14 protein-coding genes are annotated in these 13,635 nt (G+C 35.5%); 1 reads left to right on the top strand and 13 read right to left on the bottom strand.

Annotated features, from left to right (window positions below; genetic code table 11):
• Positions 1-35: 35 nt before the first annotated feature.
• Genes HMPREF0077_RS07050 through HMPREF0077_RS07040 form a run of 3 tightly spaced genes read right to left on the bottom strand, consistent with a single transcriptional unit; the run spans position 36 to position 3,644 of the window.
• Complete coding sequence (locus HMPREF0077_RS07050; RefSeq protein WP_004837324.1) at positions 36-1,214, bottom strand: GspE/PulE family protein; 1,179 nt, start codon at positions 1,212-1,214, stop codon at positions 36-38.
• Positions 1,214-2,743 (bottom strand): YifB family Mg chelatase-like AAA ATPase, encoded by a 1,530-nt coding sequence (locus HMPREF0077_RS07045; RefSeq protein WP_004837323.1) that lies wholly within the window; start codon positions 2,741-2,743, stop codon positions 1,214-1,216. The genes HMPREF0077_RS07050 and HMPREF0077_RS07045 overlap by 1 nt, the downstream gene beginning before the upstream one ends.
• The gene (locus HMPREF0077_RS07040) at positions 2,727-3,644 is read right to left on the bottom strand and encodes an RluA family pseudouridine synthase (RefSeq protein WP_004837322.1); all 918 of its coding nucleotides are present in this window, start codon (positions 3,642-3,644) and stop codon (positions 2,727-2,729) included. Before HMPREF0077_RS07040 ends, HMPREF0077_RS07045 begins: the two co-directional genes overlap by 17 nt.
• A gap of 365 nt (positions 3,645-4,009) precedes the next feature.
• Between HMPREF0077_RS07040 and HMPREF0077_RS07035 the strand changes: the two genes are divergently transcribed.
• Positions 4,010-4,831 (top strand): exodeoxyribonuclease III, encoded by an 822-nt coding sequence (locus HMPREF0077_RS07035; protein WP_004837321.1) that lies wholly within the window; start codon positions 4,010-4,012, stop codon positions 4,829-4,831.
• 174 nt (positions 4,832-5,005) lie between these two features.
• Here the strand turns inward: HMPREF0077_RS07035 and HMPREF0077_RS07030 are convergent, their stop codons facing one another.
• From HMPREF0077_RS07030 to HMPREF0077_RS06985, 10 genes are all read right to left on the bottom strand, one after another.
• Positions 5,006-6,085, bottom strand: a complete 1,080-nt coding sequence (locus tag HMPREF0077_RS07030; protein WP_004837320.1) for a hypothetical protein — start codon at positions 6,083-6,085, stop codon at positions 5,006-5,008.
• Between the two features lie 81 nt (positions 6,086-6,166).
• A complete protein-coding gene (mnmA, locus tag HMPREF0077_RS07025; RefSeq protein WP_004837319.1) occupies positions 6,167-7,270 on the bottom strand; it encodes a tRNA 2-thiouridine(34) synthase MnmA in 1,104 nt (367 codons plus the stop codon).
• On the bottom strand, positions 7,267-8,334 hold the full coding sequence (locus tag HMPREF0077_RS07020; RefSeq protein ID WP_004837318.1) for a cysteine desulfurase family protein: 1,068 nt from the start codon (positions 8,332-8,334) through the stop codon (positions 7,267-7,269). The genes mnmA and HMPREF0077_RS07020 overlap by 4 nt, the downstream gene beginning before the upstream one ends.
• Before the next feature lie 85 nt (positions 8,335-8,419).
• The gene (locus HMPREF0077_RS07015; protein ID WP_004837317.1) at positions 8,420-8,641 is read right to left on the bottom strand and encodes a YdbC family protein; all 222 of its coding nucleotides are present in this window, start codon (positions 8,639-8,641) and stop codon (positions 8,420-8,422) included.
• 149 nt (positions 8,642-8,790) lie between these two features.
• Positions 8,791-9,885 (bottom strand): GH25 family lysozyme, encoded by a 1,095-nt coding sequence (locus tag HMPREF0077_RS07010; RefSeq protein WP_004837316.1) that lies wholly within the window; start codon positions 9,883-9,885, stop codon positions 8,791-8,793.
• Between the two features lie 75 nt (positions 9,886-9,960).
• On the bottom strand, positions 9,961-10,605 hold the full coding sequence (locus HMPREF0077_RS07005) for an ATP-binding cassette domain-containing protein (RefSeq protein WP_004837315.1): 645 nt from the start codon (positions 10,603-10,605) through the stop codon (positions 9,961-9,963).
• Positions 10,598-11,338, bottom strand: a complete 741-nt coding sequence (locus HMPREF0077_RS07000; protein ID WP_004837314.1) for a hypothetical protein — start codon at positions 11,336-11,338, stop codon at positions 10,598-10,600. Before HMPREF0077_RS07000 ends, HMPREF0077_RS07005 begins: the two co-directional genes overlap by 8 nt.
• A complete protein-coding gene (locus HMPREF0077_RS06995) occupies positions 11,335-12,111 on the bottom strand; it encodes a hypothetical protein (protein ID WP_004837313.1) in 777 nt (258 codons plus the stop codon). The genes HMPREF0077_RS07000 and HMPREF0077_RS06995 overlap by 4 nt, the downstream gene beginning before the upstream one ends.
• Positions 12,108-12,674 carry a hypothetical protein gene (locus HMPREF0077_RS06990; RefSeq protein ID WP_004837312.1) on the bottom strand — a complete coding sequence of 189 codons (567 nt, stop codon included), beginning with the start codon at positions 12,672-12,674 and terminating at the stop codon, positions 12,108-12,110. The genes HMPREF0077_RS06995 and HMPREF0077_RS06990 overlap by 4 nt, the downstream gene beginning before the upstream one ends.
• Positions 12,675-12,687: 13 nt before the next feature.
• Positions 12,688-13,380 (bottom strand): hypothetical protein, encoded by a 693-nt coding sequence (locus tag HMPREF0077_RS06985; protein WP_211204688.1) that lies wholly within the window; start codon positions 13,378-13,380, stop codon positions 12,688-12,690.
• Between the last annotated feature and the right edge of the window lie 255 nt (positions 13,381-13,635).

Raw genomic sequence — 13,635 nt, 5'->3', positions numbered from 1 at the left:
AAAACTCCTGGCATTTGTCTGCCAAGAGTTTGTTTTTAGCCTAGGTCTAGGTTTTCTAGGATTTCTTCTAGGGATGTTTTTCCTTCTATTACTTTGTCGATGCCATTTTCTAGCATGTTTTTGAAGCCTACTTTGGCTAAGTGTTTTTTTATTTCCTCGCTTCTTTCTCCACCCTTTCTTAGGAGGTCTTTAATTTCTTCATCTACTACTATGACTTCCTCGACTGCTTCTCTTCCTAGATAGCCATTTTTGCATTTGGAACAGCCTTTTGGTCTGTAGATAGGATGATTTCTGTCTATATTATTGTGTTTTTTTATTATTTGGTATTCTAGGTCGGTCATGGTTGATTTTTCTTTGCAGGTGCAAAGCCTTTTGACCAGTCTTTGGCTTATGAGAAGACTTAAAGAGGAGTTTATGAGATAGTCTTCGACTCCCAAGTCCCTTAGTCTAGGGATAGCGGAGATGGCATCTGTGGTATGGAGAGTTGATAGGACTAGATGACCTGTTATGGCAGCTCTTACGGCTATTTGGGCAGTTTCTTTATCTCTTATTTCTCCTATCATTATTATATCCGGGTCTTGTCTTAGGATTGACCTTAGGGCTTTTGCAAAGCTTAGATCGATTTTCTCGTTGATTGATACTTGGTTGATGCCTTCTATTTTGTATTCGACTGGGTCTTCTACGCTTATTATGTTTTCATGACCTGTGTTTAGTTTGTCAAGAAGGGCGTAGAGGGAGGTGCTTTTACCCGATCCTGTGGGACCTGTTATTATTATCATGCCAGATTTTTGAGCTAGGACTTTGTTTATTTTGCCTAGATTGTCATCTGTAAAGCCCAAAAGCTTGGCTCTTTTTTTAAATTCAACTAGGGAAAGAATCCTTATTACCATTTTTTCGCCATTTACTGTGTTTATTGTCGATAGCCTAAAGTCGACATTAGAAAATTCTTCTAGCTTGAGGTTGGCGTCTTGGGGACGTCTTTTTTCTGCTATGTCCATCTTACTCATTAGCTTTATTTTGGTAAGAAGCTTTTCGTAGTTATCTAGTTTTATTCTCATGTATTCAAATAGAGATCCATCGACTCTTAGCCTGATTCTGCCATAGGTCTCGAAGGCTTCTATGTGGATGTCGCTTGCCCTAAGCTCTATGGCTTCTCCAATTATTTCTTTGATGAAGGTGTCGATGTTTTTTTCTATATCTCTTTGGTCTGCCATTAGTTGCTCCAATATTTTCCATCTAGAGCCCTATAACGAATAGCTTCGAGGAGGTGTTTGGCTTCGATTTCATAACTACCCTCAAGGTCGGCTATGGTTCTTGCCATCTTGATTACTTTGTTAAAGGACCTAACGGAGAACTTGTATTTGTCAAAGGCCATCTTTGCAATTTTTTCAAGTTCAGCTGATAGGCGGATGTATTTTTTCATCTGTTTAGTGGTAAGCTCTGAGTTGGTGGTGATATTTTCGTCCTTGTATCTTTCTTCTTGGATTTTTCTCGCCTTAACGACTTCCTCCTTTAATTCTCTTGAGGATTTGGAATTAGTATCGTCTTTTAGGTCTTCATATTTTACAAGCTTAATTTCTATGTGGATGTCAATTCGATCTAGGATTGGCGAAGATATCTTGTTTAGGTAACGCCTTATTTCGTTGTAGCTACAAGTACATTCCTTTAGGGGATTGCCGAAGTTTCCGCATGGACAGGGGTTCATAGCTGCAATTAGGATAAAGTCTGCTGGATATTTGACAGAGGCTTGGGATCTTGCTACATTTATTTCTTTGTTTTCCAATGGCTCACGCAAGGCTTCTATTACATTTTTCTTGTATTCTGGAAATTCATCTAGGAGCAAGACTCCCTTGTGGGCAAGGGTGATTTCTCCAGGTCTTGGTACAGAATGACCGCCACCTATGAGGGCAACCTCGCTTGATGTGTGATGAGGAGATCTAAAGGGACGCTCATTTACCAAATGTCCACTCTCGAGTAAGCCCATGATAGAATAAATTTTTGTTACTTCTACCTTTTCATCAAAGCTCATATCTGGCAATATTGTAGGTAGGTGTTTGGCTGAGAAGGTCTTGCCCGAACCTGGTGCTCCTATCATGAGGACATTGTGATTGCCAGCGGCGGCAATTTGCAAGGCTCTTTTGAGATTTTCTTGACCCTTTAGGTCTTTGAAGTCATAGTCATAGGTCTTTTCTTCTTGGATTTTTTCTAGGTCGATTTGGTAAGGCTTTAGGTCTTTTTCCTTGTTAATAAAGGAAACTACATCATTTAATTTATCAAAAGGATAGATTTCCACATCTGAGATGATGGCGCACTCGTCCTTGTTGGCGTCAGATATTATAAATTTCTTAAAACCTAGCTCACGCATGGCAATTATCATAGCAAGGGCCCCTCTTATGGGAACAATCCTACCATCTAGAGACAATTCACCCAAAAATATGTAAGAAGCATAGTCAAAGTTAATGACTCCCATAGATGCCAAAAGGGATATGGCTATGGGAAGGTCCAGCTGAGTTCCTTCTTTCTTTAAGTCTGCTGGAGAAAGATTGATTGTGATTCGTCCAGCTGGAAATTTGTAGCCAGAATTGATTAGGGCGACTCTTACCCTGTCCTTGGATTCCTTGATAGATGAGTCAGGAAGACCTACTATGGAAAATGTAGGAAGGCCTGAGGTTATGTCAGATTCTACCTCTACAAGTTTACCATCAAGGCCTATAAGTGTTGTGGTGTTAGTTTTCGAATACATCTTTATCCCCTAATCCTAAAATCTTCTGATATTTCAAAAATTCTTCGTGAGGGCTTGCCTCATAAGTTACATAAGAGCCATCCATATCTTTAAAACCAATCTTTCCACAATGAAGGAGTTGGTGGGAAAGATTAAACTTATGTTTGACATTACCATAGACAGGATCGCCGAGAAGTGGGTGGTTGATATGGGTCATGTGAACTCTGATTTGATGGGTCCTACCTGTTTCAATCTTAATCCTTAGAAGGGAAAAGCCATCCACTTCCCTAAGAACTTCATAATGGCTTACAGCTCTCCTACCAGCAGGTCTTACTGCCATCTTGCGTCTATTGTTAGGATCCCTATCCATGAAAGTTTCGATAGTTCCCGTCTTTTTGTCAAAATTCCCAAAAACTATGGCGTAGTAATACTTATCGACCTTTCTTGTTTCAAACATCTTCTTAAAATATTTGTAGGAAGCATTGTTTTTGGTGATGAGGATAAGGCCAGTTGTATCCTTATCGAGCCTGTGGACTATACCCGGCCTATCTTCTCCTCCTATATGGGAAAGGCCATCATAGCCATATTTATAAAGAAGGGCATTGACCAAGGTTCCTGTTACGATTTTTCCTGCTGGATGGACTATGAGGTCGCTATCCTTATCAATTACTGCATAGTCCTCGTTTTCATAGACAACTTTAAGGTCAATATTTTCTGCCTTGATTTCTGCTATAGCAAAAAGAGAATCATCAATAAAGATTTCATCTCCCTCACTTAGCTTAAAACTAGGTTTAACAGCCTTATTATTTACTTTTATTAACTTATCCTTGATAAAGTCCTTAATCTTCTCACGAGCAATTTCCTCCAGCTCATCAGATATGAACTTATCAATTCTAATTATTTCATCTGCAATCATTATCATGTTTTTATTATATCATTTAGGCTTATTTAGTTAAAATATTTTTAGGAAGGAAATTTTGTCATATACTTTCTAAGGCGTCCACTTGCTGAAAATATAGAAACACTTGAATTTCTGCACCACATTAAACTTCCCTTCTGTAATTTCTAATGGTCCTGATACGATAAAGGTCAGTGAATTGATAGTAGAGCTTAATCGTGGCTTACTTTTGGGTCATTTCGACAGAGAAATCGTAGATTTCGACGAGAAATCTCACTAGCTAGTCTATGAGTTAAGTAAACAAAAGCCGTCAAAGAAAAGTCTACATTTGCAAATACTTGGATTTATCCTATAATTATTGTAGCAATTAATTTAATAAAGGAGATAGAATGAAATTTATTTCTTGGAATATAGACTCTCTTAATGCTGCCCTAACTAGTGATTCGGCTAGGGCCAAGCTTAGTAGAGATGTTCTCGATACAATAAAAAACGAAGATGCCGATATCATAGCCTTACAAGAAACCAAGCTTCCAGCAACAGGTCCTAGCAAAAAACATAAGGAAAAGCTTTTTGAGTTTTTCCCTGACTATGATTATTTTTGGGTTTCTTCAAGAGATAGCGCTAGAAAATCTTACGCTGGAACCATGACCCTCTATAAAAAAGGTCTTAAAGTAAAGGAGTCCTTTCCAGAAATCGGTGCTCCAGATACCATGGATCTTGAGGGAAGAATCCTAACCCTCGAGCTTGATGATTATTATTTTGTCCAAGTTTACACACCAAATGCTGGAGGAGAGCTTAATAGACTTCCTCTAAGAGAGATCTGGGATCTTAAATTTGCAGATTATCTTGAAGAGCTCGACAAGATTAAACCAGTTATAGCTACAGGCGATTTTAATGTTGCCCATGAGGAAATCGACCTCGCCCATCCTGAAAATAATCACATGTCCGCAGGTTTTACAGATGAAGAGAGAAGGGGCTTTACTAATCTATTAAATAGGGGCTTTACTGATAGCTTTAGGTACTTAAACAAGGACCTAGAAGGAGCTTATACTTGGTGGGCCCAAAGGGTTAAGACAAGTAAAATCAACAACTCTGGCTGGAGAATCGACTATTTCTTAGTATCAGATAGGTTGATTGATAAGGTAAAAGATTCAACAATGATAGATTCAGGACAAAGACAAGACCATACCCCTATTATGCTTGAAATTTAGTTGATAATGGATAAAACTTTTCCGCTTTAATTTTGAATTCTGCCCTATATTATGCCATAAAAAAACTGACCTCCCTTAGTTAGTTTTTGGGTCTAACTTTTGGGTGTCAGTTCAAATATAGGTTTTTTTGTAAGAATTTTTTAAAAATTTGGGGGCTGATTAACAGCCCTATTTTTATTTCTTTTTACTTAATTTTAGACCAGCAGTTGATAGAGTAAGGATTGTGAAAGGTAAAAGACTTGTAAGAACTCCTGTTTTTGGGTTCTTTTTTGGATTTTTTGATGGAGCTTTTCCCTTATTATTTTGTGGGCTTTCCTTTTTCTTTTCCTTATTATCGACTTTCTTATCTTCTTTCTTATTTGCTTCCTTTTTTTCTTTAGAAGGCTTTTCCTTCTTATTTTCACTTGCCTTATTCTTTGGATCTTCGATCTTTTCTATTTTTTCAATCTTTGTAAATTGTGCAGGATTAGAATATAAGATTTCTTCTGAGTGGCTTATTTTTAGCTTATCGCCAAGCTTTAGTTCTGCCTTTACCATCTCTTTTGGAAGGGTGAATAGGTCTCCGCTGTTTTCAATAAGACCACTTCCGTCACCTTCGCTAAGATATTCTATGGTGTAGGCATCTTTGTTTACTTCTATGACCTTGTAGATTTTTGTTACATTTGCCATTTCTTTTTTGGCTTCTATTTCTTTTACCTCATAAATTTTTCCAAAGATGGCAGGAAAAGATGTCATGACGACATCATTGTGGCTTATTGCATACTTATCTCCTACTTGGACATCTTCCTTGAAGTATTTTTTCTCCAAGCTGTATAGCTCGCCTTCAGAGCCTTCTTTTTCTACTGTAACTGTCTTATCATTAATTTCCTTGACTGTGAAATTTTCTGTGATTTTTTTCTCATCTGCCTTTTCTTCTTTGATCTCAAAAATCTTAGCGAATTGGCTAGGATTTGACATCAACATCTTGCCATCACTTGTTATAGAGATGACTTTTCCTTCTTCAAGGCTCATCTTCCCAAATTTATCTTTTGGGATTGAGTAAAGGTCGGTGTCATTTCCTTTTTTGTTTAAGATAACATTGCCATCTTTTATTTCCTTGATAATATAAGTTTCTGTGATTTTTTCTTCTTTTTGATTTTCTTCGATTTTACTTGTTTTATCACTTGCGATTTTGCTATCATCTGCATGAGCAGGCTTTAGGCTTACCATTGCCATAGCTAGGGCAAGACTTGTTATTATAATTTTTTTCTTCATAATAAACTCCTTTTTTTTAATAATAGCAGAAAGCTTGTTAAATCTATATAAATATTTAAAAAGAGGACATAAGTCCCCTGGTTAAACTTTTAATTTCTTATCATCATTATATACTTCATCAATTATAGCTGAGCCTAGACATACATCTCCAAGGTAAAAAACTGCTGCCTGACCAGGCGTTACTGCCTTTGTCCTATCGTAGGTCACCTCGATTTTGCCATCCCCCAAGACTTTTACATGGGCATTGATGTCAGCCTGCCTATATCTAAATTTCGCTGTGCAAGAAAATTCTTCTGGTATTTCTTTATCGCTTATGGTCGAAAATTCGCTAGCATAGAGCTTGTTTGAAAAAAGTAGGGGATTGTTCTTGCCTTGGCAGACTATTAGCTCGTTTTTCTTCAAGTCCTTACCGCAGACAAACCAAGCCTCGCCTTCTCCACCTATGCCAAGACCCCTCCTTTGTCCAATTGTGTGAAACATCAGACCCTCATGTCTGCCTAAAATGTTTCCTTCGGTATCGACGATATTTCCTTCTTGAGCTGGCAGGTAATTTGAAAGAAATTCGTTAAAGTCCCTCTCGCCTATAAAGCAAATTCCTGTCGAATCTTTCTTGTCGGCTGTGGCAAGCTTGTACTTGTGGGCAATTTCTCTTACTTGGCTTTTTTCAAGCTCTCCAACAGGAAAGAGGACATCCTTTATCTGCTCTTGGGAAAGTTGGCTTAGAAAATATGTTTGATCCTTATTAGAATCAACTCCCCTAAGCATCACTGTCTCATCAGCTGACCTATCTACTCTAGCATAATGGCCAGTTGCTACAAAGTCTGCTCCCAAGGACTTGGCAAAGTCCAAAAAGGCCTTAAACTTTATTTCCTTGTTGCACATTATATCAGGGTTAGGAGTCCTTCCCTTCTTGTACTCATCGAGAAAATAAGTAAAGACCCTGTCATAATATTCTTTTTCAAAGTTGATGGAATAGTAGGGAATGTCTATTTGATTGCAAACTGCTACTGCATCTTCGTAGTCGACTTCGGCTGTGCATACTCCATTTTCGTCAGTATCGTCCCAATTTTTCATAAAAATTCCGACAACATCATAGCCTTCTTCCTTGAGGAGAAGGGCTGCTACAGACGAATCAACTCCCCCGCTTATGCCAACTACTACCTTAGTATCTTTTTTATCCTTCACTTATTTAGCTCCTTTAATACTTTCATTAAATAATCTATATCCGCCTTCTCATTCTTGTAGCCAAAGGAAAATCTCAGAGAATGAAGGGCCCTTTCTTCATCATAGATATTTGTAAGAACCCTGCTTGGCTCAAGGGTCCCAGCCCTACAAGCAGATCCTGCTGATGCACATATCCCATGCATATCAAGATATGTTAATAAGAAATCTGACTTGAAGTCCTTAAAATAAACATTTACTATATGATCTGAGGACTTGTCAAGGCTTCCATTAATTTCATAATTTATTTTAACTTTATCAAGCTCAGCTAGGAAATATTTTTTTAAAGCTCTGATTTTTTCCCTCTCAGTCAAAGTCTTCTCAAAGGCTTCTGCCATAGAGTAAGCTCCCATAACAAAGGAAGTCCCAGCACGTCTGCGTTTTTCTTGCTCTCCCCCCTTGATAAAAGGCTCGATGTCTTCTCTTAGATAAAGAATACCAAAACCGTTGATTCCACCGACCTTGTGGCCAGAAAGTGAAAGAGAATCACAAAAAATCTCATCCACATCTATATCAAGGTGGCCATAGGCTTGGACGGCATCGACATGAAAATGAACAGGCTTATCCTTTAAGTATTCTCCAATTTCTCTGACAGGCTCAATAGTAGAAAGCTCGTTATTTACAAACATAACTATAACAAGTTTCGTATCATCCTTTAACTTACTTTTCAAATCATCTAGGCTGACAAGACCATGCTTATCAGCTTTTAGGTAGGTGACTTTTTCACCTTCCAAACTATTTAAAATAGAGTCGTGTTCTATATTTGTAGAGATGATATTAGATCCTCTGTAGGCATTGATAACAGTATTGTTAGATTCACTAGCTCCTGATGTAAAAATCACCCTCCTAGGATCTGCCTTGATAGAACTTGCGATTTTTCTTCTAGCTTCTTCTAGACTTTTCTTAGCCTTCCTGCCTAGTCCATGAGTAGAATCGGCATTAGCATCAAAATCCTCAAACTTAGCCAAAATCTCTTCTATTATTTCTTTTCTCTTTAAGCTTGTAGCTGCGTAATCAAAATAAATCATATCCGCTCCTATTTTTTAAATATACTATAAATCGGCTAAATTTAAAGCAGGCAAAGAAAAACCCTCAAGTATTTGAGGGAAATCTTTAATGAAATTCATCAGCCAAAATATTTTTAAGAACTTCAGCTTCTTCTGTTGTGAGGGTAATACCCTTGCTCATTCTTGTGTGATCTTCATTCCAATCACGGATATCATACTTTGGATCTCTCTCATTCCAAGAAACAAGATTAAGCTCCTTAGTCCATCCCTTAGCATTGGTTGAAAGAACCCCAAGATTTTCTACAATATCATATTTTATTGCTGCCATATCTTACTCCATTCTATTATTTTATATAAAGTATTCTTATATATTTTATGGCACTTAGCCTTATAATCAAGTTTGCTAATAATACTAAAAAGAAATCTTCTCCAAGATTTTTGCAAGGCAACAAAGCTATGGTTATTTTACAAAGCCCCTTAGATTCTTCTTAATCTTATTTTTTTATTGACCTCATCTTGAATAAGCTTGTAATTGTAGCCAGCGTATTCTAGTCTTTTCTTTCTTATTAGACCATTGCCCCACTTGCCTGCTATTACTTCATCTGCAACTTTTGCGTAGCCCTTAGCAGATTTGCCTGTCATAATTAGCGGGTAGTCTCGGTAGAGGATGTTTTTGTCAATATTAGCCTTATAGCCAGAGACTCCACCCTTGGATGAGTATTGCCAAGAGTCGTAGTGGCTTTGTTTATATTTTGGATATGAATTGTCTTTTTTCCATTCTGCTACCCAAAACTCATTTTCATCCCTTACTTTTTTGCTTAGGTACTTATTGGCAAAGTGTGGGTAAGAATATATGCCTGCTACATATCCATTTCTCCTGATGGCCTTGGTGAAGGCATCGGCAACGGCTGTAATTTGTGCCTTAGTAGCCTTGGCTTGCCTATCATTGTCTTCTATATCTATATAAATAGGAAGGGATACTTTTTTATTTCTTACTACATTTAGGACATAGTTTGCTTCTTCTAAAGCTTCTTTTTCATTAATGGCCCTTGAATAATGATAAAAGCCCAAAGGAACATTCCTCTGGTTAAGTTCTCTATAGTGATTTTCTACTTCCTTATCCTTTCTTAGAGTATTATTTTTTTGTCTAATGGAAGACCTTAGGATAGCTCCGTCTACGGACTTTGCGAGCTTATCGTAGTTTATATTTTTAGGGCTTTGGTGCTCGCTAATGTCGACAACCTTTTCATAAACTGGGACTTTTGGATAGATGTCTGATTCATCCAAAGTATCTTTACTATTTTCATATTTTTTTAAATCTTTAGCTATTTGGTCAATTTCCTTATCGCTAGGTAGGACATTTGGCTTTTCTTCCTCTTTTGGCTTTGCTTCACTTATAAGTTCATTTTTTCTTTCCTCAACCTTATCCTGATCATAGGTAAGCTTCATTTCTGCATAAATATCATCGATATTTGACTTGTCATAGATAACAACTTCTGCCGCATAGGCAAGGTCAGGAAGTAAGATTCCTGCCGCTAGAAGACAAGCTAGTATTTTTTTATTAATCTTCATAAATCCTCTTTCTTTTCTTTAATCAAATAAATAATATCATATTAGAAGATTTTGGACAAGAAAAAAGAGGATATTCTATCCCCTTTTGATCTCAAAATGTTCTACTATTGCCCCTTCTTTCATGACAAAGACTTCATCAGCACATTCTTCTATTATTTCTTTCTCATGACTTGCAAGGAGGACTAAAGTTCCCTTCTCTTTTTCTTCCTTGATGATTTTTTTAAGAACCACAATCCCCTCCTCATCTATGGCGTTGGTTGGCTCATCCAGCATTAAAATCTTAGGATATTCCATTATAGCTTGGCCTATGGCAAGTCTTTGCTTCATACCTAGAGAATATTTGCCAAAATCCTTGTCCTTGGCATCAAACAGTCCTACGAGTTTTAGGATTTCTTCAATTCTTTCTTTGCCAATTATATTTCTAAGAGATGCTATCATTAAAAGATTCTTATAGCCAGATAAATCTTTTAGAAAGGAAGGATTTTCTAAGAGAAGCCCCAAATCTTCTGCGAAATACTTATTATCGAGTTTCAAATCATTTACGATGATTGCTCCACTATTTACTGTAATAAGTCCTGCCATGGCCCTAAAGAGCATGGTCTTGCCTGATCCATTTCTTCCCTGAAAACCATAAACCCTACCCTCGTAAAGTTCTAAATTTATATCTTTGAGAATCTTCGCTCCCTTTATAGTTTTATTAACTCCACTTACTTTAATCATTGCTTCCTCCGTAGAAATCGTAGTTTCTAAAAGTCAAAAACGAGCCTATGATAGCTATAATCAGATAAATTAGCCAAGCCCTTAGATTATCATTAAGACTAATATAGCCTCCCACCACATCTTGTTTCATAATAAGACTTTGCTGACCTAAGAAATATTTGAAATTAGTAGTCATAGATATTATCAAGAAAAACATTGTACTTGCAATTCCAAACTTATAATCAAAATTTACAGCAATTACAAAAGAAATTGCAAACATGATAAACTCTGTAATCACATATGAAGATATTAATCTTACAAAAATCTTAAAGACCTCCCTATCATAAGCCTTAAATAGCCATGTTTCACCTGTTATTATTAGAAATAATAAAAGATTGATTAAGAAAATCATGGCAAAACCGCTTATGAATTTAGAAGCAAAATACCTTCCCCTAGATCTTGTCTTTACCATAAGATAGGAAGAGTTTTCAATGTGATCCGAATATGTCGCAAATAGGACTATAAATACTGGAACTAACTGAAACAAGAGCCAAAAGAAAGCTGGTACGAAACTATTCATATTTTCTATATAGCCCACATCTTGAACTAATTCTATAAATAGCTCAATTGGAGACCTATTACTTTCAGTTAGGATATAGGATTGACTTAGTCCTATTAGCAAAATATAAATCAAAAATAGCTTCTTTGCCCTAAAAATTATATATTTTAAATCTCTATTTATAAGTTTTATCATAATATATCACGCCTTCTTAACCTAAAAGAAAAATATATTAAGCTAGGTATGAGAAAAACTCCAAATATTATTAAAGTTAAAATATCTGGCTTCATAAGACTAGATACAAAAATGAACAAGGAAACTTCTACATTTGGCATTACTCGAACCAAGATTAAAGACAAAAGTATATCTATTATAAAGGCAACAACCATGCCTATATACTTATTATTTAGGCTAGTATTTATGAAAATTGCAAAAGTCGCAATTATGCCCCCACATAAGAATATTTTTATAAAATGTAAGATGTAGAAGACTATATGGCTTTTAAAAAATACTCCCAAAAACAAGGCATCAGGATTCATATTCATAGTATTAAAATACACAAGAGGAACATTTGTCCTTACAGAAAACCACAAGCCTAAATTAACAAGAGCAGGAATAAGAGCAAAAATCCCAGCTATAAAAAAATTATAGCATAAGGTCTTTATCATATATTTCTTGTAATCAATTTTACTTGAGATTATATTCATAAGACCACTTTCCCTATCTATAACCAGGCTATCAGCGTAGATAAAGCCTGAAAAAATAAAGACATAAAGGGCATAAATATAAGAAGCAGTAGTAGTATTATCACACAAGATATTTTCAACCCATGGTGATTGCAAGGCCATCTTGTCGAAATTGTCCTTAATAGGATAAGAAGTTAAAGATAAATAATTTATTAAAATAAGAAAAATAGCAAATAAAGCTAATTTTTTCTTATTAAGGGCTCTCATATTAAAAAACTTCATGACTTATCTCCCAAATCTATTAACTCGTAATAAAATACGCCATCCTTCAACTTTTCATTGTACTTATCCATATAAAGCGCTTTAGAAAATAGCAAACAAGACGGATATTCATTTCTTGAACTATCTTTATAATAAATCTCAAATGTTTTTTCTTCATTCGGATTTATGATAAAATCCTTAGGCAAATAATAGGTATCATAGGAAGTTTTTTTCATCTTCTTAAGTTCTTTAGGCGAATCGACTACATTCTGACCGACAGAATTATCAAGACCCTTATGATATGTTAGTGCCAGAAGATATGGCGATGCATCCAAATTTTTATCTGTCTTATTTTTCACCCTATAAGTCGCCTTTATACAATTATAGCTAAGATTTCCTATCTTATCCTTATTTATCTTACTTATATCAGAAAGTCTTATCGCTAATCCATCAAAATCTATATCCTCATTTATAGCATAACTTTTTATTTCTATATCTCTTGGCTTATCTCGATTTACTCTTAAGTAAGCTATAGCTACAAAGGCTATAAAAGCTATGACTATTGAAGTTAGTATTTTTTTCATATAAACCTCTCTATTACTTAGGTGAAACTTCGCCTATATCATTTACCTCTTCGTAGGAAAGAATTTCTTCTAGATATTTATCATAATATTTATCAAAATCCCCATCATAATTTACTAACTTTTCCGTGTAGTCTTCACCTCCACTTAATCCTCTATCTTCCACAAGAACTCCATTTTGATCGAATTTATAAAAGCATCTCTCATTTTCAACGATTGAATATTCCCCTTCTTTTCTTATATCAAGATCTGGGTAAAGTTTATTATGGGGATCTATAAATTGACCTATAGATAAATTATTGTCCACACCTATATTTTTATTAAAATCCTTAAGAGCTTTAAGGTCCCTTTTTATATAATTTTTTCTTACTTGAGAAGCAAAGTAATTATACTTACCATCTGTAATTGTAATAATATCAGATCCATCATAAGTGAGAATTCTATTGTCTGGGGAAATAAATTTATATATTTTGAAATTTAGGTCTTCTTGGTTAAATTCATAAAGATATAAACCTGGTTTATACTTCGCATCTAAGACTTTCTCTAAGATATCTTTCTGATCCTTATCGATATACTTATCTAATGCCTCTACAAATTCCTTGTTAGTAGGTACGCTATCATCTGTCTTGTAAATTTTTGATATTAGTATTATTGAAGCGATTATTAATATTATTAATATTATCCCTATAGTTTTTTTAGATTTCATCATCCCCCCCCTTTATTTAATTTCATTATATATCAGATTACCAATTTAATCAATAAGCATAGGAAATAATTTTAATATCTTAAAAATGAGTACAAAAAAAGACTGATACTTCAGTCTCAATAAATATTTGAACCTTTCTAAATAGCGTCTAGTTTAGTAACTAGACCTTATCCCAAATCTTACGTCGTAGCTTTCTAGCCAATCGAGCTTCTCTCTCTTGGGAAAGCTTGACGGCTGACCTACCATCAAATCATCTTA

The sequence above is a fragment of the Anaerococcus tetradius ATCC 35098 genome (genome assembly GCF_000159095.1).
Classification (GTDB): domain Bacteria; phylum Bacillota; class Clostridia; order Tissierellales; family Peptoniphilaceae; genus Anaerococcus; species Anaerococcus tetradius.
This window is presented reverse-complemented; position numbering and strand designations above follow the sequence as displayed.